Genomic DNA, 21237 nt, shown 5'->3' on the forward strand with positions numbered 1-21237 from the left:
CAGAGGCGGTCTGGAGCATGCGGCGTCCGATGAACAGAAGAGTTGCGCTGATGGCGGCGGCATCGGCCGCGGCCGGTGTCTTGCTGGGCTCCCGCGCGGTCTCGGCACAGACCAGTTCCGCCAAACCCACAGGAAAGACCATGACCACTCCCTCCGGACTGCAGATCATCGACACCAAGGAAGGCACCGGCGCCACGCCGACGCGCGGTCAGACCTGCGTGATGCATTATACGGGCTGGCTCTATGAGAACGGCCAGAAGGGCAAGAAATTCGACTCGTCGGTGGATCGCAACGAGCCGTTCGAATTCCCGATCGGCATGAAGCGCGTGATCGCCGGCTGGGACGAGGGCGTCGCCACCATGAAGGTCGGCGGCAAGCGTACCCTGATCATTCCGCCCGAGCTGGGCTACGGCGCCCGCGGCGCCGGCGGCGTGATTCCGCCGAACGCGACGCTGATGTTCGACGTCGAACTGCTCGGCGTGAAGTAGAGACGCTGCCTTCGCCCGCTCTCATCACGAGCCGAGTTGATGCAAAGGCTCTCACCGCCGTCATTGCGAGGAGCCGCAGGCGACGAAGCAATCCAGTGTCCGGTCGGGGACTCTGGATCGCGTCGCTTCGCTTGCGATGACGGACGTAAGCATGAGCTATTTCTCGGACGTGATATAAAACGAAAGGATCGGCCCACGAGGAGCCGATCCTTTTAGTTTCTATTGAGCTTCATCGCGCTACCTCAGCGGTCGCGCCGATCCTGCTCAGAGGTTCTTGTTGGCGGCGCCGGCGGCAGTGTTCACCGCGTCCTTGGTCGCCTGCTTGGCATCGCCCAGCGCCTGCTGGCCCTTGCCCTTGATCTCCTGCACGGCACCCTCGCCCTGCAGGCGCTCGGAGCCGGTGGCTTCGCCGATGCCCTGCTTGGCCTTGCCGATGGTCTCGTTGGCGACGCCCTTGATCTTGTCGGTGGTGGCACCCATGATTTCGTCCTCCGTTGTTCGTGTGAACTCCACCGATCCAACGCACGCAATGCAGAAAGGTTCGCGCGGAACTGCGAATAGCTTCGCTGCGGCATTTCGGCTAAGAACGGTTGGTTCCCTCGAACCGACGAAATCCCGAGAAGAAATCATGTCAGGCTCTCACGATCACGCGCACGGCCATTCCCACGATCACGGCGACGAGCGCTGGAAGCACGACGGCGTCCGCGTCATTCCGGGCAATCAGCTCGATTCCAACGTGCCGTCGACGCCGGGCATGGACCGCAAGGCGGCGATCAACTTCGCGCGCGTCGGAGCGCAGAAATTGTGGGCGGGCACGGTCACGATCAGGCCTGACGCCAAGACCGGGGCGCATCATCACGGCCATCTCGAGAGCGTGATCTACGTCGTGAAAGGCAAGGCGCGGATGCGCTGGGGCGATCGGCTGCAGTTCACCGCGGAGGCCGGTCCCGGCGATTTCATCTTCGTGCCGCCCTATGTGCCGCACCAGGAGATCAATGCGAGCCCGGACGAAGTGCTCGAATGCGTGCTGGTGCGCAGCGACGGCGAGGCGGTCGCGATCAACATCGACATCGAGCCGGTCGAGAAGCCCGAGACGGTGCTGTGGATCGACCCGGTGCACCGCGATCCTGCCGAATCGAAGTCGTAGCCATCAAGGAAATGGCGGAGCCGTCTCGCGACGGCTCCGCCGGGCAGGGAGCGGCTATACCGCCTTCCCTCTCACACGCGAAGCAGGGGCGACTGTCGCGCGTGTGTCTCGCTGGTCGTTGCACCCGAGCCGTTGTTCGGATGAATGCTGATCAGGCCGCCTCGTTGGCGCGGCGCCAGCTTCCGAGCCTGGCGGTTGTTCAGGATGTGGCTGACCAAAGTGGTCTTCCCAGCCCCGAGGAAGCCGGACAAGACCGTGACGGGGAGTTTGCGCATCGAGATCGAACAGCCTCTTCAGGGGAAAGGGTCGGTGCCGGCGGGCGGGCATGCGGCCTCTTTATGCAATGTTATAACGTAACATCATCTGAAACGGGAGAGGGTGTCAAGGGGAGAGAGTGGCGACGAAGGCGTGAGTGGGCGGGCTCGCGGCCGCTTGGGGAGTCGGCAGAGGCGGCGGCCGAGACGCAGGGCTCGAGCGGCTCTGGTGAGCTGGTGAAGCCCTTGCAGTGCTGAAACGACGCTGCAGCCGCCAGCGACACCGCGTTCCCTCTGCCGTGAAGAACGCGGAGAGGGAAGCAGTATCGGTGGCGGGATGCAGCTCCGTTTCATCTCCTAAAAGAGGAGCTGATATCTTTTCGTGTAGCCGGGTCGTCAGTCCCTGCGACAAGCTACTGAAACAGCACTCACGAGAATTGGCTCAGCTATGGCACCTACCTCGACAGGAACGCCGTGCCGGCCGGACCACTGGCCGCCGACATCGACAGTGCGCCGGGCGCGATCGCCCAGTTGGTCTGGTTCAGGATCAGCGTGTTGAACACCATCGTGACGCTGTTGCTGCTCATGGTCGAGACCGAGTTGATGGTGACGTTGCGGCTCGGCAGATACATCAGGCCGGTGTAGGACGAGCTGCTGGTGCCGTTGATCGGCAGGTTCGTCGTCGACAGGCCGCTCGGCTCGTACATCAGGATATTGGCGTAGGTGCCGCTGGTCGGCGCCGACAGCGTCGCATTGACGTTGCCGTTGAAGGTGAGCGTCGCGTTCTGGTCGACGAGGTAGAAGGTGACGCCGCTGCCGGTGACCGTCCACCCCGAGTTGAAGGTCATCGCGCCGCCCTTGATGATGTAGAGGCCCGGATTGAGCGTCAGCGTGCCGGAGCCGTTGAAATTGGTCGCGCCGCAATAGACGCCGGGATTGAGGGTGACCGAGCCGGGATCATAGACTTTGTTGTTGGTGGTGCACGCGCCCACCGTGACGGCGGGCAGCTTGCCGGCAAATGGGTCGGAGATCGCCGCGCAGCCAGTCTCGGCCGGCGGAGTGACGCCGCCGTTCTTGGTGATGTTGGTGCCCTTGATGCAGATGCGCTTGACGTTGAGCGTGGCGTTGAACATCGCGGCCGGGCTCTGCGTCGACAGCACGTGGATCTCGCAGCTCGGCGCATTGAGCTGGGCCCCGGAATTCACCAGCAATGATTGCGCGTTGATGGTGCTGACCAGCAGGATGCAGACGGGCGACGTGGTCTGCGCGCCGGCCTTGGCCGTTGCGGACGCCGTCACGCCGAGCGACGTCGTGCCCATCACGTTGAGGAACGAGGTCTTCACCGAGGTCGTCGCAGTGCCCGACAGCGAGCCGTCGCTGTTGGGCGTGAAGGTCGCCGTTGTGCCGGTGCCGAACCGGCCTCTGAAGCTGCCCGAGAACACCGCGCTCGCGGTCGACACCTGCTGCGCGCTCGCCTGGGTCACGCCGGCGAGGACCGCGGCGTCGACCGACTTCTGCAACTGCGCCCTGGTGTCGCTCGACTTGGCGAAATCGACCGCGGCGCCGACCGACACCAGGATCGGGATGATGGTGATGGCGAAGATCATGCTGATCTGGCCGTCCTTCGCGCGGCCAAATCTCCATGCCAGATCGCGAAGAGTCTTCGACGAAATCGATGCGGTCATGTGCGACGCTTCCTGCTGATGGCTGTCCGAGGCTCGATGCCGGCGGATGCGAGCCCCTGCTGCAAAGGAAGTGGCGGTCAGACGTTACCGCATGCTGAATCCGGTTCCGTAAAGGAAACCGGCAGCGGAGTAGCGGAAGCGGAAGGTTATCAGGCCGTTTGCCGGATCATCGACAGGTGCCCGTTCGCACCACTCATTGGTAGCAGTCGCGCGAATTGCCTGTATTTGGCGGTGACGGCTTGTGAGTTGCAAGCGGTCGGATTGCGCCCGCCGGTGGATGTCGCGCTAACGAGGCGAACGCCAGATCCGGGGCGAGAGAACGCGGCTGCACACCAATGCGTAGAGCGCGGTCACCAGGATGACGGTGAGATTGACCATGACCGCGTTGAGCGCGCTCGGCAGCCCGACTCGCAGGATGTCGGCGAACAGCCGGCCCTGGTGCACCCGCCAGGGGCCAGCGCCAGCCGCTAATAATGGACGCGCAGGCCGATGCCGCCGTGGATGGTGTTGCCGACCGGCTGCGGGCCGAGCGTGCCGTTGACGAACAGATCGGCGATCCAGCCCTGCGGCAGGCGGAAGCCGAGCCGGCCGCCATATTCGAACCAGCCCTGGTTGCCCATGGTCGGCGTCACCGTGCCGTTGCCGGTGACGGTGGCGACGATGCCGGAGCTGGTCGCGAACGACTGGACGTAGCCGCCATTGATGTTGGCCTCGATGCTCGTGCCGAACAGGTGGGTCCACTGGCCACCGACCTTGACCAGGCTGGTGCGGTCGGTGCCGCCGGCGATCGTCGCATCGAACGGGTTGAAGGCCACCGCGGGATCGCGATAGCCGGCGACGTGCTGCCACAACTGCCACAGCTCGACCGATGCCGCGAGCTCGTCGCGCGGCGAGAGCCGGCTGATCCAGCCGGCGCGGCCGTAGACCGCGTAGTTCGATGCCGTGGTGGTGCCGTCCACCGTGACGTTGCCGAGGCTCGTTGCATAGCTCCGGCCGTAGCGCACGCGCTCATAGGGCGTCAGGATCGTGCCGACGTCGAAGAACGGCCGCGACGAGCCCCAGTCGACGAAGTCGTAGCGCAGTGCGAAGGCGCCGATCGGCGCCGACGTCACGTGGTAGCCGTTCTCGTCGTAGTGCGTGTAGGCGAGGCCCGCGAGCAGCGCCAGATTGTTTGTGAGCTGCTTGCGGCCATGGATGCCGGCCGAGAACGAGCCGGCCGAGCCGAATGCGCTAATGCAGTCGTTGCAGTTGACCTGCTCGTTGACGCCGAGCAGCACCAGCCCGAGCACGCGGTTGGTGATCATCTGGTTGAAGCGCTGGTCGGCGAGGCCGTTGATCGCGTTCGCGCTGTTTCCCGCGCCGGTGGGCGACGGCGACGGGGTCGGCGAGATCGAGGGAGAGGGCGTCGGTGTCGGACTTGAGGTCGATGTCGGCGTGGCCGACGGCGTCGGCGTCGCGGTGGGCGAGGAGGTCGGCGACGGCGACGGGCTGGGGCACGGCGCCGCCGCGAAATTGTCCACCCCGCAACTGCTCTGCGCGGCGGCCGGCGCGGCTTGCAGCGCAAGCGCGAGCAGCCCGCCGGCGATGGCGGTCATCAGGAGAGCAAGCTGACCGCGGTGCGTTCTCATCGTCATCGCCCGCACAGGATGCCGGTGAAGTCCTGCGGCGGCGCATTGCTGGCGAGATCGGTGACCGTGCAAAGGCCGGATGTCGACGCGCAGGTCGCGGCAAAACTCCAGGACGGATTGCTGGTCTTCTTGATCGCGCTTCGGCCGTTGCCGGTCGCGGTGATGATCGCGGTGTCGCCCGGCTGCGTCAGCTCGAGGCATTGGAAGGTGAGGGTGCAGACCCGCGAAGCGCCTTCCTGCAGCACGACCATGGTCTGGCCGCGCTGCGAGCGGATGTCGAGGATGGTGCCGCGCACGCCGATGGTCGCGAGCGGCGTGTTGATCTTGTAGGCGGTTTTCTCGGAATGGCCGGTGACGAAGCGGAACGCGCCGGTGCCGAGCCGGATCGCGATATCGCGATAGCTGGTCTCGTCGTTGAAGACGGTGCGGTCGAGCGTCAGGGTGGCGTTGGCGCCGAGCGAGAGATTGGTGCTGTCGATCATGACGAGCCGCGCGGCGCTGTCATTGCCGGTGCGCACCGTCTCGTTGCGCACGACGCCGTCGCCGACATTGATCGGACTGCTCGACGCGCCTGCCACGCGCAGCACGTCCTTCTGCACCAGCACGGCCTCGCCGATGCGGCCGTCGGCGCTTGCCCCGCCCGCCAAGCCCAGCAGGGCGGCGGCCGAGATTGCAGCGACACAGGCTCGGCGACGCTGATTCATATCCACACCGAAGATTGTTCCTTGCCCAATCTAGCCGAAGACGGCGCGCGGGGTTGTTGTAAAATAGGCACAAGTTTGCCTCGATGACCGTTCGGTGGTTAGTTGCCGCCACCGTGAGATCAGTTCAACGCGGAGGCCCATGAAGGTATCTGCTGCTCGCCGCGATGACGACGAAGAGGACGGCGAGGTTGCGCAGGATGGCGCTCTGTCGGTCCGCCGCTGTGTGATGACGGCATTGCTGATCTTCGCGATCGCGCACGTCGTGCTGATGATCGGGCTCGCCTCGCCGCCGAAATTCGTCTTCGACGAGGTGCATTACGTGCCGGCGGCGCGGCAGATGCTGGGACTGGCGCCGGCGACGCCGCAGCTCAACCCGATGCATCCGCCGCTCGCCAAGGAGCTGATTGCGCTGTCGATCAGGACGTTCGGCGATAACGCCTTCGCATGGCGCTATCCCGGTACCGTGCTCGGCGGGCTCGCCGTGGCCGCGATCTATCTATGCGGCCTGGCGCTGTTCGCGGCGCAATGGCCTGCCATTGCGGCGGCGCTGCTCGCGGCCTTCAACCAGATGCTGTTCGTGCAGGCGCGCATCGCGATGCTCGACATCGGCGCGCTCGCCTTCAGCCTGCTCGGGATCGCGGCCTTTCTGTTTTCGTTCCGGCAGCGCCGGCCGCAGGTCGTGTTCGCGCTGGCGGGCGCGCTGTTCGGCCTTGCGATCGCCTGCAAATGGAGCGGGCTGTTTCCGCTGCTGACGGCGCTTCTCATCGTCGGTCTCATCAAGCTGTTGCAGCATTGGCAGACCTCGTTCGGTGATGGCGAGCCGACCGACTGGTATCGGCCCGAGCAATGGCCGCAACTGAGCTGGCCGCAGATCGTGCTGTGCCTCGTCGCGATGCCCACCGTCTGCTATCTCGCGACCTTCGTCCCGCTGCACGGCCTGTCCGTCGTGGGCATCTTCGAGGCGCAGCGGCGCATCTTTGACGACAGCGTCACCACGGCGATCGCCGGCCACACCTATATGAGCGCGTGGCCGACCTGGCCGCTGCTGGTCCGTCCGGTCTGGTTCCTGTTCGACAAGACGAGCGACACCGACATCGCCGCGGTGGTGCTGCTCGGCAATCCGCTGGTGCTGTGGCCGGCGCTTGCGGCGATCGCGATCTGCGTCCGGGATTTCATCGCGACGCGCAGCGCGACGGCGTTCCTGATCCTGGCGTTCTATCTCGGCTGCTATCTGCCATGGGCGCTGCTGCCGCGCGCGCTGAGCTTCATCTACTACTACCTGCCGTCGGCGACGCTGGCGAGCCTCGCGCTCGTCCATGTGCTGACCCGCTGGCCGCGCTGGGTGCTGTTGAGCTATGTCGCCGTCGCGATCCTGGGCTTCGTCGCGATGCTGCCGGTCAGCGCCGCCTTCATCGGCACGACGATGCAGACCTTCACCCGGTTGATGCTGTTCCAGAGCTGGATCTGAAGCCGGACAAAAAGCGCCCCGCCCGCCAGGGACCGTGGGCAGGCGGGGCGATGCGCGGCGGAGCGCTCACTTCGCCGCGGTTTTGGTGTCCATGTTGACGACCTGGACCCGCCGGTTGAGCGGATCGGCCGGGTTGGCCGCGTCCTTGAGCTTGGTCTTGCCATAGCCGACCGTGACGAGGTCCTGGCCGGGGAGGGCGAACTTCTCGACCAGATAGCGCTTGATGGTGTCGGCACGGCGCTCGGAGAGATCCTGGTTGAAGCCGTCGCTGCCGATGCCGTCGGTATGGCCGGCGACCACGAAGGTCGAGCCCTTCAGGTTCGGATCGGACAGCGCCTTGCCGAGCTCCTGCACGGCCGGCATCGAGGCCTTGCTGATCTCGGCCGAGTTGTAGTCGAACTGGATCTCGAGATCGATCTTGGGCTTGGTGGCCGCGATCTCGGCAATCTGCTCGCGCTCGCCGAGCGACAGCGAGCGGGTCTTGCGGTTGCGCATGCTGTCGATGAAGGCCGCTTGCTTCGCCTGCGCTGCCGCGTCGGCCTGCGGAGTCGCCTGCGGTCCGACCGAAATGCCGCGCGTCACGGCCTTCGGCTTCAGCGCGTTGAGGATCTTGTCGGCCGATACGGCCTCGCCGGCGAGCGCGGTGCCTGCACCGATCGCCAGCATGGCGGAGAACGCCGCCGCCTGAACTGCAAAGCGTCCAAAATATGGGGTCATCGTCGTTATCCTCGGGTCGTCATGCCCTATGGCCATTGGATGCGTGAACGATAGAACGGGTTCAAAGCATCAAATGTGATCGACGTCACGTTGCCGGACCGGGCGGCGCTTGAGGGGCGAAGCGAGTGGTCCGCGGGATGCGCCGCGCGCTGCCGCAAAGCGATCGGCAGGTGGCCGGTCCGCGAACAACAAATCGGCCAGATGCGGTTCTACCGGATAGCGCTCGCCGGGAAAAAATCGCAAACCTGAGGGACGCGAACGGCGAGTGGATTCGTAGTCAAAGAAACGCGAACAGAAAAGCAAAGCCGTGTTCAACCCATCGCACAGGCGCGACTATCAGTCCCATCGGGCAAGCAGTCAGGATCAGACGGGATCAGTGGGTTCCATGTCGACGCTGATCGGAGCTGGCATCATAGCGGCATCGATCCTGCTGTCGACGCTGATCACTGCGGTCGGCAACCGCTATGTCGGCCTGGAAAGTCCCTCCGAGGATACGGCCTGGCTGGTCGACCGCCTGACCGGCCGCATCTACAAGTGCCGTGCGCCGGATCCCGGCCGCGCCAGCTGCAAGGCCGAGATCGCCACCGGCAGCATTCCGGACAAGTCCAAGCCTTGAGGTTCCGCTAGGGGATCTCGCCGGCCTGATTTGCCGTTGCGGGAGCGGGCGCGAATCTCGCACCATTGCGCGGCATGCCCGCCGTTTCCACGCCCATCCCGCTCCCCAAGCCGCAGGCGCGCCGCATCTGGCTGCGCGCGCAGCGGCTCGATGCCGAGGCGCCGTTCGGCGCGGGCCCCGAGGCGGTCGCCGCCGCCATAGCCCATCTCGGCTATGTGCAGATCGACACCATCAACGTCATCGAGCGCTGCCATCACCACATCCTGTTCAGCCGCATTCCCGCCTATCGCCGCGCCGATCTCAGGCAGGCGCAGAGCACCGACAAGACCGTCTTCGAATATTGGGCCCACGCGCTGTCCTATATTCCGGTGCAGGACTTCCGCTACTTCGTCCCGGCGATGCGCCGCCACCGCCGCGAGGGCCATCGCTGGCTCACGACCGTGAAGCCTGAGGATACGCGCAAGGTCATGCGGCTGATCCGCCAAGGCGGCGCGCTGACGATCCGCGACATCGACGACGACGTTCTGCGCGAGAAGGACCACGCCTGGGCCAGCCGCAAGCCGTCGAAGCGCGCGCTGCAGCTCGGCTTCTACGAGGGCGTGCTGACGGTGTCGGGCCGCGACGGCATGCTCAAGACCTACGACCTCACCACCCGGCATTTCGGCTGGGAACGGCTGCCGAAGGGCGCCAATGATCGCGAGATCGCAACCTATCTGCTCGACCGCGGCCTGCGCGCCCAAGGCGTCGTCAGCCTCGATTCGCTCTGCCATCTCAATGCGCCAAGCAAGGCCGCGGTGCGCCGGGTCATCGATGCCAGGGTCCGGCGCGGCGAGCTGCTGCCGGTGACGGCGGAGGGCGCCGGCAAGCAGGAGCACTGGATCACGCCTGCTGCATTGGCAGCGCCGATCGAGATCGATCCGGCGCGCGTGCACATTCTGTCGCCGTTCGATCCGCTGATCATCCAGCGCAAGCGGACGCAGGCGATCTTCGACTACGATCATCGCTTCGAGGCCTATGTCCCGAAGGACAAGCGCCTGTTCGGCTATTTCGCGCTGCCCGTCCTGGTCGGCGACGAGATCGTCGCCGCGCTCGACCTCAAGACCGACCGCCAGAACGGCAAGCTCCTGATGCAGAAATGGAGCTGGGTCGGCCAGGGCAAGGCCGCGCGTGGCGAGCGGCGCAAGGCGCTGAAGCGGGTGATCGAGGATGAGCTGCACCGGTTCCAGAAGTTTCAGCTTGGAGATTGAGGCCGGGAGCAACGGGTCCGTTTTCGCTTGAATTGGGAATGATTGTTTCCTATTATCCGGCCATGATGAAGTCTCCGAAGGATGCCGTCGAGCGCCGTGGGCCTGGCCGGCCGCGCGAGTTTGACATGGATACCGCCTTGAGCAGGGCGCTGGTGGTCTTCAGCGAGCGCGGCTACCACGCGGCATCGCTGGCCGAGCTACGCGTCGCGATGAAGCTCGCGACGGGAAGTCTCTACAAGGCGTTCCAGGACAAGCGCGCGATCTTCCTCGCGACACTCGATTACTACATCGCGCGGCGTGACCGACAGGTGCGCGAACGTCTCGATGCGCAGCACAGCGGCCGCGACAAGCTGCGGGCCTTGCTGCAGTTCTATGCCGAGTCCGCCAGTGACAGCGAGGGCCGGCGCGGTTGCATGGTCGTCACCAGCGCGGCGGAGCTCGCCACCTTGGATGCGGAGGCCGCCGCCAAGGTCCGCGGGGCGATGCGCCGGGTTGAGAGCCTGGTGTGCGATCTGATCAAGCTCGGACAATCCGACGGATCGATCCGGCCGAATCTCGACGCGGAAGCCGTGGCTGGCGCTCTTTTCTGTGTAATCCAGGGGCTGCGGGTGGTCGGCAAGACGGGGCGTGCCAAGAGCGAGATGATGAGCGTCGCAAATCAAGCCGCGACCTTGTTCGCGTGACATCGTGCCAAATTAGGAAACATTTGTTCTATAATAAGGAGAATGATCGTGCCCGAGTTGATGAACGCCATCTCTGCCCAAAGTCCGTCGCGCCTGGTCGCGGCTGGGCCGTTCTGTCGCGCCGAGCCCTCGTTGCCGGGATTCACCCACCGCTTCGAGACAGTCGAGGGTGTCAGGCTGCACTATGTCAGCGGTGGCCCGCCGGATGGCGAGGTGGTGGTGCTGCTCGCAGGCTTCCCCGAAAGCTGGTTTGCCTGGCGCAAGGTCATGCCGCTGCTCGGGTCGCGCTATCGGGTCATCGCGCCGGATCTCCCGGGGCAGGGCGACTCGGACCGGCCAGCGGAAGGCTACGACACGCAGGCCCTGGCCACGGCGGTGCATCGCCTGCTGCAGCAGCTCGGCGTCACCAGCTATCATCTGGTGGCCCATGATATCGGCGCGTGGGTGGCCTATCCCTATGCGGCCCTGTTCGAAGCCGAGGTGCGCAGTCTGGCCCTGCTCGATGCAGGAATTCCGGGCGTCACCTTGCCCGAGGCGCTGCCGTTCGCGCCCGACCGCGCGTGGCGCACCTGGCACTTCGCGTTCCACGCCGTCGCGGATCTCCCGGAGATGCTGATCCATGGCCGCGAACGCGACTATCTCGCGTGGTTCCTGCGCCGCAAAGGGGCCGATCCCCAGGCGTTCTCCGAAAGCGATCTCGACGAATACGCCCGCGTGCTGACCAAGGCCGGCGGCTTGCGCGCCGGGCTCGCTTATTATCGTGCCGCCGCACTGTCCGCGCTTCAGAACCGCGAGCTGAAACAAAGGGGCACGCTGAAGCCGCCGGTGCTGGCCGTCGGTGCCGACCAGGGATCGATCGTGGACATGGCCGCGCCGCTCAGGGAGGTCGCCGATCACGTCGAGGGCATCATCATCTCCGGGTGCGGTCACTACATTCCGGAAGAACAGCCTGCCATCCTGGCGGAGGAGCTGAAGGCCTTCTTCGGCCGCGCCGGCGCGGGGCCGATCTGAGCTGTCGGTTGATATCGCGGCCTGCCGTGGACAGGCCTATGCCGCAGCAGGCCGCGTCGCGCATCGGTCGATCCAGATGCCGATGACGACGCCGACGACATAGGCCGCGATGTTCCACAGCGAGAAGATCCGTCCGAGCAGCAGCGCGCCGGCCAAGGTCAAGCGGAAGCTGTCGAGCCAGGGCGTGTGGATCAGCCTGGAGGCTTCGACGATGGCGGCGATTGCGATCGCGAGCCCGCCAATCAGCCGCCACGACATCAGCGGGAGCAGTGCGACGAGCAGCAGATGGACCATCGTCGCCCAGAGCACCGAGCCGCCATACTTGACGATGAAGGCGGGAAGGCCGAGGCCGAGACCATGGAAGCGCAGGCCGAGCCCGAGCGCGATCATGATCAGTGCCGTCGCAAACGCCATCGCGGCGCGGCGGCGCTTGCCGGCGCGCGGCGGCCGCCAGGAGGATAGCGGCGTCATGCGCGTGCCGCGCCCCCGCGATGCGCCGACGGGCTGTGGGATGTCAGGTTTTCCGATTGACTTGCCACGACCGATGCTCAACACCGCCTTCAACTATCAATGTCCAGAAAGCTCCCGGGAGGAGATCGATGAGTCCGTCCGCCACCACTCCGGCCGCACCTGGCCGCTCCGACATCGAGGCCGCGACCATCCGCGCCATCTCCTGGCGGCTGATTCCCTTTCTGGTGCTGGCCTATTTCTTCTCCTATCTGGATCGCGTCAATCTCGGCTTCGCCGCGCTGACCATGAATGCGGAGCTGAAATTCTCGCCGCTGGTGTTCGCCTGGGGCGCGGGCATCTTCTTCATCGGCTATTTCATCTTCGAGGTGCCGAGCAATCTGGCGCTGGAGAGGTTCGGCGCCAGCCGCTGGATCGCGCGCATCATGGTGACCTGGGGGATCATCTCGGCGCTGATGGCCGTGGTCTCGGGCCCCTGGAGCTTCTACACGCTGCGCTTCCTGCTCGGCGTCGCCGAGGCCGGATTCTTTCCCGGCATCATCCTCTATCTCACTTACTGGTATCCCGCGCAGTATCGCGCGCGCTTCCTCGCCGCCTTCGCGGTTGCCGTGCCGATTTCGACCGTGATCGGCGCGCCCGTCTCCGGCCTGCTGCTCGGCATGCACGGCCTGATGGGGCTCCAGGGCTGGCAGTGGCTGTTCATCATCGAGGGAATTCCGTCCATCATCCTCGGCGTCGTCACCTGGTTCTATTTGACCGACCGGCCGGAGCACGCGACCTGGCTGTCGGCGGAGCAGAAGGCCTGGCTCGCGGCAAGGCTCGAGGCCGAAACGGCGGCGAAGCAGGCCGCCGGACACATGACGCTCGGTGAGGCGCTGTCGTCGCCCAAGGTGATCGTGCTCAGCCTGATCTATTTCGGCTTCGTCGGCGCGCTCTACGGCATGCAGTTCTGGCTGCCGCAGATCGTCAAGGCGTTCGGACTGACCAATGTGCAGACCGGCTTCGTCACCGCGATCCCCTATGCGTTCGGCACCGTCGCGATGATCCTGTGGGCGCGGCATTCCGATGCGACGCGCGAGCGCGTGATCCATGTCGGCGCGCCGCTGATCCTGATCGCTGTCGCGCTGGCCGCCTCGAGCGTGATCGGCGATCCCACGCTCACCATGGTCGCGCTGACGGTCGCCGCGATCGGCGTGTTCTGCGTCTTCGGCGTGTTCTGGACCTTGCCCACGGCGTGGCTGTCGGGCACGGCCGCGGCCGGCGCCATCGCGCTGATCAACTCGATCGGCAATCTCGCCGGCTTCGGCGGCCCCTATCTGGTCGGCTGGATCAAGGACACGACCGGCTCCACCACCCACGGCCTGCTCGCGCTGTCGGTGCTGCCGCTGATCGCCGGGCTGCTCGCGTTCTTCGGCGGCCATGAGAGCAAGGTCGAATTCGCCGGGCAGGCGCCCGCGGAGTGAAGCGCACGGTGCATGCCCTGATTGCGGGGCCGGGCTCGACCGCGGCGGCGGACGGCCCCGGAATCGGTGGCCGGGTGAGCGCACAGCGGAGTTCCGAGCCCGCCTGCCGCGCCAATGAGCACCTGCGGCAACATGTCCAGATGTTCACGAAGTCATGATCACTGACGAATATTGACAATCGTCACTCAACATTCGACACTCCCTCGCAACTGCAGCGAGGGTGCCCCATGTTGATCCGCCTGATTTTCGCGAGCTATTCCAAGCTGTTGACTGGTCTTGCGCTGGCCACCATGGCCGTCGCCCTGGCCGGGTGCAATGAAACCGTCGCCCAGAAGGCCGAACCGGTCCGTCCGGTCCTGGTCGCGCCCGTGCATTACGAGGCCGAGACGCCTGAACGCAGCTTCGTCGGCACCATCAGGCCGCGCATCGAGGCCGATATCGGCTTCCGCGTCGCCGGCAAGGTCGCCAAGCGCCTGGTCGAGGTCGGCCAGACCGTCGATGTCGGCCAGCCGCTCGCCACGCTCGACGAGGTCGACCTGAAGCTCCAGGCCGAGCAGGCCGAAGCCGAATTCCGCGCCGCCACCGGCGTGCTTGCGCAGGCGTCCGCCGCCGAGACCCGAGCCAAGGAGCTGCGGGCCAAGGGCTGGACCACGGATGCGCAGATGGACCAGGCCAGGGCCTCGGCCGACGAGGCGAGGGCGCGGCTCAATCGCGCCGAGCGCTCGGTCGAGCTGACACGCAACTCGCTGTCCTATGCGACGCTGGTTGCGGACGCGCGCGGCGTCGTCACCGCGAGCATGATCGAGCCAGGCGTGGTCGTTGCCGCCGGCCAGGCGGCGATCCGTGTCGCGCGTTTCGCAGAGAAGGAGGCGGTGGTCGCGATCCCGGAGACCCTGCTCGAACGCGCCAAGACCGGTAGCGCCTACGTCACGCTGTGGTCGGAAGCCGACAAGAAATATGCGGCGAAGCTGCGCGAGATCGCGCCCACCGCCGATTCCGCGACGCGCACCTATCTCGCCAAGTTCTCGCTGCCGGACGCCGGCGAAGCCGTCTCGCTCGGTATGACCGCGACCTTGACGCTCGCCGATCCCGCCACCACGCGCGTCGCGCGGCTGCCGCTGTCGGCGCTGTTCAGCGAGGGCCGCGATCCGTCGCTCTATGTCGTCAACGACAAGGGCGAGGTGACGCTGAAGCCGGTGAAGGTGAAGGCCTATGACAGCAAGGATGTGCTCGTCACGTCAGGCGTCGACGAGGGCGACAAGGTCGTGGCGCTCGGCGTGCAGAAGATCGATCCCGCCCAGAAGGTGCGGGTCGTGTCAGCGCTGACGTTCTAGTTCTCCTGTCGTTCCGGGCGCACGCAGTGCGAACCCGGAACCTCGAGATTCCGGGTTCGATGCTTCGCATCGCCCCGGAATGACGAAAGTAATGGTTGTCATTGCGAGGAGCGAAGCGACGAAGCAATCCAGACTGTTTCCACGGAAGGATTCCTGGATTGCTTCCACCGTCGCCCTTCGGGCTATGGCGGACAAGTCGCTTCGCTCGCAATGACGATCACTGAGAATGGCCTGGAATAGCGATATCGGATCATCGGAGAGCACCCATGAAGCGGTTCAACCTGTCGGCCTGGGCGGTCAATCATCCGCCGCTGGTGCTGTTCCTGATCATCGCGCTCGGCGTCGCCGGCTTCTTCTCCTATCAGAAGCTCGGCCGTGCCGAAGATCCGTTCTTCACCGTCAAGGTCGTCAACGTCTCGGTGATGTGGCCGGGCGCGACGGCGGCCGAGATGCAGAGCCAGGTCGCCGACCCCATCGAGAAGAAGCTGCAGGAGCTGCCTTACTTCGAGAAGGTGCAGACCTATTCGAAGCCGGCCTTCACCGCGATGCAGGTGACCTTCCGCGATTCGACGCCGCCGGCAGAGGTGCCGCATCTGTTCTACCTGATCCGCAAGAAGCTCGACGACGTGCAGTCGTCGCTGCCGTCGGGCATCGTCGGGCCGTTCGTCAATGACGAGTTCTCCGACGTCGATTCCATCTTGTTCATGATGACCGGCGACGGCGCCGATTATGCGCAATTGAAGAAGACCGCCGAAGGCCTGCGCCAGCGCCTGCTCAAGGTCACCGGCGTCACCAAGGTCAATCTCTACGGCACCCAGGACGAGCGCATCTATGTCGAGTTCAGCCATGCCAAGCTCGCCACGCTCGGCATCACACCGCAGGCCCTGTTCGATTCGTTGGCCAAGCAGAACAATGTGACCCCGGCCGGCACGGTCGAGACCTCGTCGCAGCGCGTGCCGCTGCGCGTCACCGGCGCGCTCGACGGCGCCAAGGCGGTGGCGGAGACGCCGGTCGAAAGCAACGGACGCGTGTTCCGGCTCGGCGACATCGCGACCGTCACCCACGGCTACGTCGATCCGCCGAGCTTCAAGGTGCGGCAGGAGGGCAAGCCCGCGCTCGGCATCGGCGTGGTCACGGCCAAGGAGGCCAACATCCTGGAGCTCGGCAAGGAGGTGCACGCCGCCGCCGCCGATTTCATGAAGGCCGTGCCGCAGGGCATCGAGATCGAGCAGATCGCAGACCAGCCCAAGGTGGTCGAGCACGCCGTCAGCGAGTTCGTGCACTCGTTCGTCGAGGCGCTGGTGATCGTGCTGTTCGTCTCGTTCCTGGCGCTGGGATGGCGCACCGGCATCGTGGTGGCGCTGTCGGTGCCGCTGGTGCTCGGACTCGTCTTCATCGTCATGAACATCATGGGGCTCAACCTGCACCGCATCTCGCTCGGCGCCCTGATCATCGCGCTTGGCCTCCTGGTCGACGATGCCATCATCGCGGTCGAGATGATGGTGGTGAAGATGGAGCAGGGCTGGGACCGGATGCGCGCCGCGTCGTTTGCCTGGGAATCCACCGCGTTCCCGATGCTGACCGGAACCCTGGTCACGGCCGCCGGCTTCCTGCCGATCGGCTTTGCCAATTCGGCGGTCGGCGAATATGCAGGCAGCATCTTCTGGATCGTCGCCATCGCGCTGGTCGCGTCGTGGTTCGTCGCGGTGATCTTCACGCCCTATATCGGCGTCAAGCTGCTGCCCGACATCAAGGTTCATCACGACCATGATGAGCACGCGATCTACGATACGCGCATGTATCGCGGCCTGCGCCGCGTGATCCGCTGGTGCGTCGATCACCGCATCACCACAGTCGCTGCGACGGTCGGCGTGTTCGCGGCATCGATCGTGGCCTTCGGCCACGTCCAGCAGCAGTTCTTCCCGCTGTCGGAACGCCCCGAGCTGTTCCTGCAGTTGCGGCTGCCGGAGGGCACCGCATTCGGTGTCACCGAGAAGGCTGCCAAATCAGCAGAGAAGCTGCTCAAGGACGACAAGGACATCGAGACCTACACCGCCTATGTCGGGCAGGGCTCGCCGCGGTTCTGGCTCGGCCTCAACCCGCAACTTCCGAACGAGGCCTTCGCCGAGATCGTGATCGTCGCCAAGGACGTCGCCGCGCGCGAGCGCATCAAGGCCAAGATCGAGACCGCGGCTGCGAATGGCGAGCTGAACGAAGCGCGCGTCCGCGTCGATCGCTTCAATTTCGGTCCGCCGGTCGGCTTCCCGGTCCAGTTCCGCGTCATTGGCCCGGATGCGGCGAAGGTGCGCGAGATCGCCCATCAGGTGCGTGACGTCATGCGCCAGAACCCGAATGTCAGGGATCCGCAGCTCGACTGGAACGAGCAGTCGCCCTACCTCAAGCTGGTCGTCGACCAGGATCGTGCCCGCGCGCTCGGCCTGACCCCGCAGGACGTGTCGCAGTCGCTGGCGATGCTGATCTCCGGCGTGCAGGTCACGACCATCCGTGACGGCATCGAGAAGGTCGGCGTCGTCGCCCGTGCGGCGCCGTCCGAACGGCTGGATCTCGCCCATGTCGGCGACCTCACCATCACCTCGAAGAACGGCGTGGCCGTGCCGCTGCAGCAGATCGCCAAGATCGAGTATTCCCACGAGGAGCCGATCCTGTGGCGGCGCAACCGCGACATGGCGATCACGGTGCGCGCCGACGTGGCGGATGGCGTCCAGGCGCCGGATGTCACCAACCAGATCTCGCCGAAGCTGCAGGATATCCGCAACCACCTCGCGCCCGCCTACCGGATCGAGGCCGGCGGCGCGTTCGAGGAATCCGCCAAGGGCAATGCCTCGATCTTCGTGCTGTTTCCGCTGATGGTCATCGTGATGCTGACCCTGCTGATGATCCAGCTGCAGAGCTTCTCACGGCTGATCCTGGTGTTCCTGACCGCGCCGCTCGGCATCGTCGGCGCCTCGCTCGGGCTCAATGTCGCCAACGCGCCGTTCGGCTTCGTGGCGCTGCTCGGCCTGATCGCGCTCGCCGGCATGATCATGCGCAACGCGGTGATCCTGGTCGATCAGATCGAGACCGACGTTGCCCATGGCCTGACCCGCAAGGAGGCGATCATCGAGGCCACGGTGCGCCGTGCCCGCCCCGTGGTGCTGACCGCGCTCGCCGCGATCCTCGCCATGATCCCGCTGTCGCGCTCGGCGTTCTGGGGCCCGATGGCGATCACCATCATGGGCGGGTTGTTCGTTGCAACCTTCCTGACGCTGCTGTACTTGCCTGGATTGTATGCCCTATGGTTCCGCAAGAGTCTCGACGAGCGCGGAGCGAAAGACGCGGATCATTCCGCAGCGCAGCACACTGACGTGCCGAGGCCCGCGCTTCCTCTGGCCGAGGCCGCCGAATGAAGGACCAACAAGATCGCAGGCATGATGACCCTGGTTTCCGACCATATCGAATCCGATACGCACGAGCGCATTCTCGTCGTTGCTGAGCGCCTGTTTCGACAGATCGGCTACCAGAAGACGACCGTCGCCGACATCGCCAAGGAGCTCCGTATGAGCCCGGCGAATGTCTACCGGTTCTTCGACTCCAAGAAGGCGATCCACCGGGGGGTCGCCCACACGCTGATGGCCCAGGTCGAGGCGGCCGCCATCATGATCGCGGAGCGGCCCGGCCCGGCGGCGCCGCGGCTGCGCGAGCTGCTCGGCACGATCCATCGCATGAACACCGAGCGCTATGTCGGCGACAGCAAGCTGCACGAGATGGTCGCGGTGGCGATGGAGGAGAGCTGGGACGTCTGCGAGGCGCACATGCTGCTGATCACCGAGATCATCGGCCGGGTGATCGGGCAGGGCGCGGCGTCCGGCGAATTCGCGGTCACCGATCTGCCGCTGGCGGCAAAATGTGCGACGACCGCGATGATGCGCTTCTTCCATCCGCAGATGATCGCGCAATGCGCGACCAAGCCGGGTCCGACGATCGACGAGATGATCGATTTCGTGCTGTCAGGCCTTGGTTCCAGGCGCGCTGCAAGCTAAGTTCGCCGTCATTCGAGCGAAGCTTCGTCGCTTGCGCTCCCCGCAATGACGGAAGGGACGACGGCGTGACCGAACGGGATCTGCATTTCTACGAACCGAAGAACGGCCACGGCCTGCGCCACGATCCCTTCAACGCCATCGTCGCGCCGCGTCCGATCGGCTGGATCTCGTCGCGTGATCCGGACGGTCACGTCAACCTTGCGCCGTACAGCTTTTTCAACGCCTTCAACTACACGCCGCCGATCATCGGCTTCTCCTCGACGCAGTGGAAGGACTCGGTCGCCAACATCCAGGACACCGGGGAGTTCGTCTGGAACCTGGTGACGCGCGGCCTGGCGACGCAGATGAATGCGACCGCCGCGCATGTCGCGCGCGAGGTCGACGAGTTCAAGCTTGCGGGCGTGACGCCGGTAGCTTGCAGGTTCGTCAACGTGCCGCGCGTCGGCGAAAGCCCTGTCGCGTTCGAGTGCAAGGTGACGCAGATCATCCAGCTGCAGGGCGCCGACGGTGCCAAGGCGCAGGCCTGGCTGACGCTCGGCGAGGTGGTCGGCGTGCATATCGACAAGACGCTGATCAAGGATGGCGTCTACCAGACGGCGCTGGCGCATCCGATCGTCCGTGCCGGGCGTCGCGGCGACTATTTCGAGATCATGCAGGAGGCGATGTTCGAAATGGCGAGGCCGGACTGACGGACTTGCGCCTCTTGAACGCTGCTGCAATTGGAGACCACCCGACGTGACCGAAGCGACCGTCCATGCCGCGCTGTCCGCGCCGACCGAGCCCCGCGGCGATCTCTGCATCCGCACCCTGGCGATGCCGGCCGACACCAATGCCAATGGCGACATCTTCGGCGGCTGGCTGCTCAGCCAGATGGACGTCGGCGGCGGCGTGTACGCCGCCAAGGTCGCGAAGTCGCGCACGGTGACGGTCGCGATCGAGGCGATGAACTTCCGCAAGGCGGTGTATGTCGGCGATCTCGTTTCGGTCTATGCGCATCTCGTCCGCGTCGGCCGCACCTCGATGACGGTGCGTCTCGAAGCCTGGGTGCTGCGCCGGAAGGAGGAGCAGCCGATCCTCGTCACCGACGGCAACTTCACCTACGTGTCGATCGACGACGATGGCCGGCCGCAGCCGATCCGGCGCGACGGCTCCGTCACAGCCTGATCACATTCGCGGTCTGTCGGCGCAAGTAACCTCTGTTAATCCGCCGCATATGTCGCTCGCTCGGCATAAGGAACCGCGATCTTGGGTCGGGCGGGACGGAGACGCGAAGGCCGAGCATGCGCGCTCGGCGTCTGCCGCGATCACTCTCGCGCGAGATGCGCCTTGTCCACAGGGCGAGCGTCTTTACGATAATTGCAAGTTCTGGTTGCTTGGCTGCGCGTTGCCGCGTCTCTGCCGTATTGCGTGCTTCGAGTGACACATTCGGACGAGCAGCGCTGACGGCAGTTCGTTTTCGATCCACAAGGCAAAAAATGCCAGCCGGAAAAAATTGCCGGCACAGAGGAAACGGCGGGGGCGTGTTGCGCGAACAGGGTGGGAGGAAGTCCATGTCGGACGTTGACGAGAAACTGACCTTGCAGGTCCTGAAGAAGCTGCAGCAGCGGCTTCTCCACGCCGAGCGCAGGATTTGCGTCTACGAGAATCAGCTCAGCGCGTTTCGTGAACATCACGTCGAGGTGTTGAGGGATCTGCGTACGATCTATCAGTTGCTCGGTCAGCATCAACACCGTCTCGGCGGAGCCGATGCGTCGCTGCGCAAGGTGACGCTCGTGCCGGATGATCCGCACTGATTCGACATGGGTCACGGCGTGAGTGCGTGCAGCGCAGCCAACATAACATCCACACAATTTCCTGTTGGCATTCACATCGGAATGGCCGGTGGCTCCCTGCACGGAACGTTCGTCATGGAGCTCGGTTATACGCCCCGGAATGAACGACGGGATTGCGCAATGTCCGACACCTACATCATCGAGGTCAGCTCCCAGGCGGCGGGGATCGTCGTCCGCGACCGCGGCGGCTTCCGCTTCTTCGCGGCGTCCCATCGCTTCAATGCCCTCGAGGGCCAGGTGTTTCGCAATGCCCGCGAAGCCGAACGCGCCGCGATTCGGCTCGTGACCGGCGAGCTGAGCGCAGCCGCCTGAGCAGACGGGCGCACGCGGCGGACGTCAGCCGGACCAGACCGCGCGCGACGTTTCAGGCGATTGCTGCGATGCGCCCAGTGCTTGCCGATTGACGCTTGACTCGATCAGCATCACCATGGTGCAGCTTGTCCCCGAAAGCT

Annotated in this window: 23 protein-coding genes and 1 pseudogene; 16 read left to right on the forward strand and 8 right to left on the reverse strand. The window is 65.3% G+C overall.

Features of this window, described 5'->3' with window-relative positions:
• Positions 1 to 29: 29 nt before the first annotated feature.
• Positions 30 to 488 carry an FKBP-type peptidyl-prolyl cis-trans isomerase gene (locus tag ACQR03_RS11750; protein WP_409998083.1) on the forward strand — a complete coding sequence of 153 codons (459 nt, stop codon included), beginning with the start codon at positions 30 to 32 and terminating at the stop codon, positions 486 to 488.
• Positions 489 to 752: 264 nt separating this feature from the next.
• Here ACQR03_RS11750 and ACQR03_RS11755 read toward each other — a convergent pair whose 3' ends face one another.
• Positions 753 to 968, reverse strand: a complete 216-nt coding sequence (locus tag ACQR03_RS11755; RefSeq protein WP_315750360.1) for a CsbD family protein — start codon at positions 966 to 968, stop codon at positions 753 to 755.
• Positions 969 to 1116: 148 nt separating this feature from the next.
• On the opposite strand from ACQR03_RS11755, the gene ACQR03_RS11760 reads away from it, so the two are divergent.
• A complete protein-coding gene (locus tag ACQR03_RS11760) occupies positions 1117 to 1635 on the forward strand; it encodes a cupin domain-containing protein (RefSeq protein WP_315717363.1) in 519 nt (172 codons plus the stop codon).
• Between the two features lie 173 nt (positions 1636 to 1808).
• Here the strand turns inward: ACQR03_RS11760 and ACQR03_RS11765 are convergent.
• From ACQR03_RS11765 to ACQR03_RS11785, 5 genes and pseudogenes are all read right to left on the reverse strand, one after another.
• Positions 1809 to 1910: pseudogene (locus tag ACQR03_RS11765) on the reverse strand (GTP-binding protein); the annotation flags it as partial.
• Positions 1911 to 2344: 434 nt separating this feature from the next.
• Positions 2345 to 3574 (reverse strand): TadE/TadG family type IV pilus assembly protein, encoded by a 1230-nt coding sequence (locus ACQR03_RS11770; RefSeq protein WP_315827018.1) that lies wholly within the window; start codon positions 3572 to 3574, stop codon positions 2345 to 2347.
• 285 nt (positions 3575 to 3859) lie between these two features.
• On the reverse strand, positions 3860 to 4018 hold the full coding sequence (locus ACQR03_RS11775; RefSeq protein ID WP_315750456.1) for a hypothetical protein: 159 nt from the start codon (positions 4016 to 4018) through the stop codon (positions 3860 to 3862).
• A gap of 23 nt (positions 4019 to 4041) precedes the next feature.
• Positions 4042 to 5208: a hypothetical protein gene (locus ACQR03_RS11780; RefSeq protein ID WP_316187210.1), complete on the reverse strand. Its 1167-nt coding sequence runs from the start codon at positions 5206 to 5208 to the stop codon at positions 4042 to 4044.
• A complete protein-coding gene (locus ACQR03_RS11785) occupies positions 5205 to 5906 on the reverse strand; it encodes a FecR family protein (RefSeq protein ID WP_315717360.1) in 702 nt (233 codons plus the stop codon). The genes ACQR03_RS11780 and ACQR03_RS11785 overlap by 4 nt, the downstream gene beginning before the upstream one ends.
• Positions 5907 to 6045: 139 nt before the next feature.
• Here ACQR03_RS11785 and ACQR03_RS11790 point away from each other — a divergent pair, with 139 nt between their 5' ends.
• Entirely contained in the window at positions 6046 to 7374 is a 1329-nt protein-coding gene (locus ACQR03_RS11790; protein ID WP_315827015.1) for a phospholipid carrier-dependent glycosyltransferase, read from the forward strand.
• A gap of 66 nt (positions 7375 to 7440) precedes the next feature.
• On the opposite strand, the gene ACQR03_RS11795 is transcribed toward ACQR03_RS11790, so the two are convergent.
• The gene (locus ACQR03_RS11795) at positions 7441 to 8091 is read right to left on the reverse strand and encodes an OmpA family protein (protein WP_315717358.1); all 651 of its coding nucleotides are present in this window, start codon (positions 8089 to 8091) and stop codon (positions 7441 to 7443) included.
• 75 nt (positions 8092 to 8166) lie between these two features.
• Between ACQR03_RS11795 and ACQR03_RS11800 the strand changes: the two genes are divergently transcribed.
• From ACQR03_RS11800 to ACQR03_RS11820, 5 genes are all read left to right on the forward strand, one after another.
• Complete coding sequence (locus tag ACQR03_RS11800; RefSeq protein ID WP_315717356.1) at positions 8167 to 8340, forward strand: hypothetical protein; 174 nt, start codon at positions 8167 to 8169, stop codon at positions 8338 to 8340.
• 136 nt (positions 8341 to 8476) lie between these two features.
• Positions 8477 to 8707 (forward strand): hypothetical protein, encoded by a 231-nt coding sequence (locus ACQR03_RS11805; RefSeq protein WP_315717355.1) that lies wholly within the window; start codon positions 8477 to 8479, stop codon positions 8705 to 8707.
• A 74-nt stretch (positions 8708 to 8781) separates the two neighbouring features.
• Positions 8782 to 9954 carry a winged helix-turn-helix domain-containing protein gene (locus ACQR03_RS11810; protein ID WP_434841249.1) on the forward strand — a complete coding sequence of 391 codons (1173 nt, stop codon included), beginning with the start codon at positions 8782 to 8784 and terminating at the stop codon, positions 9952 to 9954.
• Between the two features lie 125 nt (positions 9955 to 10079).
• A complete protein-coding gene (locus ACQR03_RS11815; protein WP_315827013.1) occupies positions 10080 to 10637 on the forward strand; it encodes a TetR/AcrR family transcriptional regulator in 558 nt (185 codons plus the stop codon).
• Positions 10638 to 10685: 48 nt separating this feature from the next.
• Positions 10686 to 11648, forward strand: a complete 963-nt coding sequence (locus ACQR03_RS11820) for an alpha/beta fold hydrolase (protein ID WP_434841248.1) — start codon at positions 10686 to 10688, stop codon at positions 11646 to 11648.
• Between the two features lie 36 nt (positions 11649 to 11684).
• On the opposite strand, the gene ACQR03_RS11825 is transcribed toward ACQR03_RS11820, so the two are convergent.
• A complete protein-coding gene (locus ACQR03_RS11825) occupies positions 11685 to 12119 on the reverse strand; it encodes a DUF2809 domain-containing protein (protein ID WP_410051899.1) in 435 nt (144 codons plus the stop codon).
• 128 nt (positions 12120 to 12247) lie between these two features.
• Between ACQR03_RS11825 and ACQR03_RS11830 the strand changes: the two genes are divergently transcribed.
• From ACQR03_RS11830 to ACQR03_RS11865, 8 genes are all read left to right on the forward strand, one after another.
• A complete protein-coding gene (locus tag ACQR03_RS11830) occupies positions 12248 to 13579 on the forward strand; it encodes an MFS transporter (RefSeq protein ID WP_316171601.1) in 1332 nt (443 codons plus the stop codon).
• 227 nt (positions 13580 to 13806) lie between these two features.
• The gene (locus ACQR03_RS11835; protein WP_316171602.1) at positions 13807 to 14913 is read left to right on the forward strand and encodes an efflux RND transporter periplasmic adaptor subunit; all 1107 of its coding nucleotides are present in this window, start codon (positions 13807 to 13809) and stop codon (positions 14911 to 14913) included.
• A 266-nt stretch (positions 14914 to 15179) separates the two neighbouring features.
• The gene (locus ACQR03_RS11840) at positions 15180 to 18320 is read left to right on the forward strand and encodes an efflux RND transporter permease subunit (protein ID WP_315827008.1); all 3141 of its coding nucleotides are present in this window, start codon (positions 15180 to 15182) and stop codon (positions 18318 to 18320) included.
• A gap of 21 nt (positions 18321 to 18341) precedes the next feature.
• On the forward strand, positions 18342 to 18953 hold the full coding sequence (locus tag ACQR03_RS11845; RefSeq protein WP_315717347.1) for a TetR/AcrR family transcriptional regulator: 612 nt from the start codon (positions 18342 to 18344) through the stop codon (positions 18951 to 18953).
• Between the two features lie 65 nt (positions 18954 to 19018).
• Entirely contained in the window at positions 19019 to 19642 is a 624-nt protein-coding gene (locus ACQR03_RS11850; protein ID WP_434841247.1) for a flavin reductase family protein, read from the forward strand.
• 46 nt (positions 19643 to 19688) lie between these two features.
• On the forward strand, positions 19689 to 20117 hold the full coding sequence (locus ACQR03_RS11855; RefSeq protein WP_315717345.1) for an acyl-CoA thioesterase: 429 nt from the start codon (positions 19689 to 19691) through the stop codon (positions 20115 to 20117).
• A gap of 386 nt (positions 20118 to 20503) precedes the next feature.
• Positions 20504 to 20746 (forward strand): hypothetical protein, encoded by a 243-nt coding sequence (locus tag ACQR03_RS11860; RefSeq protein ID WP_315717344.1) that lies wholly within the window; start codon positions 20504 to 20506, stop codon positions 20744 to 20746.
• A 159-nt stretch (positions 20747 to 20905) separates the two neighbouring features.
• Positions 20906 to 21097: a hypothetical protein gene (locus ACQR03_RS11865; RefSeq protein ID WP_315717343.1), complete on the forward strand. Its 192-nt coding sequence runs from the start codon at positions 20906 to 20908 to the stop codon at positions 21095 to 21097.
• Positions 21098 to 21237: the final 140 nt, after the last annotated feature.

It is taken from the genome of Bradyrhizobium sp. HKCCYLS3070 (assembly GCF_051167575.1).
Taxonomy (GTDB): Bacteria; Pseudomonadota; Alphaproteobacteria; order Rhizobiales; family Xanthobacteraceae; genus Bradyrhizobium.

Excerpts from the sequence above, each read along its gene's own strand:
- ACQR03_RS11860 (WP_315717344.1), top strand. The coding sequence starts at position 20,504 with ATGTCGGACGTTGACGAGAAACTGACCTTGCAGGTCCTGAAGAAGCTG.
- ACQR03_RS11785 (WP_315717360.1), bottom strand. The coding sequence starts at position 5,906 with ATGAATCAGCGTCGCCGAGCCTGTGTCGCTGCAATCTCGGCCGCCGCC.
- ACQR03_RS11760 (WP_315717363.1), top strand. The coding sequence starts at position 1,117 with ATGTCAGGCTCTCACGATCACGCGCACGGCCATTCCCACGATCACGGC.
- ACQR03_RS11805 (WP_315717355.1), top strand. The coding sequence starts at position 8,477 with ATGTCGACGCTGATCGGAGCTGGCATCATAGCGGCATCGATCCTGCTG.
- ACQR03_RS11790 (WP_315827015.1), top strand. The coding sequence starts at position 6,046 with ATGAAGGTATCTGCTGCTCGCCGCGATGACGACGAAGAGGACGGCGAG.
- ACQR03_RS11845 (WP_315717347.1), top strand. The coding sequence starts at position 18,342 with ATGATGACCCTGGTTTCCGACCATATCGAATCCGATACGCACGAGCGC.
- ACQR03_RS11750 (WP_409998083.1), top strand. The coding sequence starts at position 30 with ATGAACAGAAGAGTTGCGCTGATGGCGGCGGCATCGGCCGCGGCCGGT.
- ACQR03_RS11770 (WP_315827018.1), bottom strand. The coding sequence starts at position 3,574 with ATGACCGCATCGATTTCGTCGAAGACTCTTCGCGATCTGGCATGGAGA.
- ACQR03_RS11810 (WP_434841249.1), top strand. The coding sequence starts at position 8,782 with ATGCCCGCCGTTTCCACGCCCATCCCGCTCCCCAAGCCGCAGGCGCGC.
- ACQR03_RS11840 (WP_315827008.1), top strand. The coding sequence starts at position 15,180 with ATGAAGCGGTTCAACCTGTCGGCCTGGGCGGTCAATCATCCGCCGCTG.
- ACQR03_RS11795 (WP_315717358.1), bottom strand. The coding sequence starts at position 8,091 with ATGACCCCATATTTTGGACGCTTTGCAGTTCAGGCGGCGGCGTTCTCC.
- ACQR03_RS11755 (WP_315750360.1), bottom strand. The coding sequence starts at position 968 with ATGGGTGCCACCACCGACAAGATCAAGGGCGTCGCCAACGAGACCATC.
- ACQR03_RS11865 (WP_315717343.1), top strand. The coding sequence starts at position 20,906 with ATGTCCGACACCTACATCATCGAGGTCAGCTCCCAGGCGGCGGGGATC.
- ACQR03_RS11835 (WP_316171602.1), top strand. The coding sequence starts at position 13,807 with ATGTTGATCCGCCTGATTTTCGCGAGCTATTCCAAGCTGTTGACTGGT.
- ACQR03_RS11815 (WP_315827013.1), top strand. The coding sequence starts at position 10,080 with ATGGATACCGCCTTGAGCAGGGCGCTGGTGGTCTTCAGCGAGCGCGGC.
- ACQR03_RS11825 (WP_410051899.1), bottom strand. The coding sequence starts at position 12,119 with ATGACGCCGCTATCCTCCTGGCGGCCGCCGCGCGCCGGCAAGCGCCGC.
- ACQR03_RS11830 (WP_316171601.1), top strand. The coding sequence starts at position 12,248 with ATGAGTCCGTCCGCCACCACTCCGGCCGCACCTGGCCGCTCCGACATC.
- ACQR03_RS11780 (WP_316187210.1), bottom strand. The coding sequence starts at position 5,208 with ATGACGATGAGAACGCACCGCGGTCAGCTTGCTCTCCTGATGACCGCC.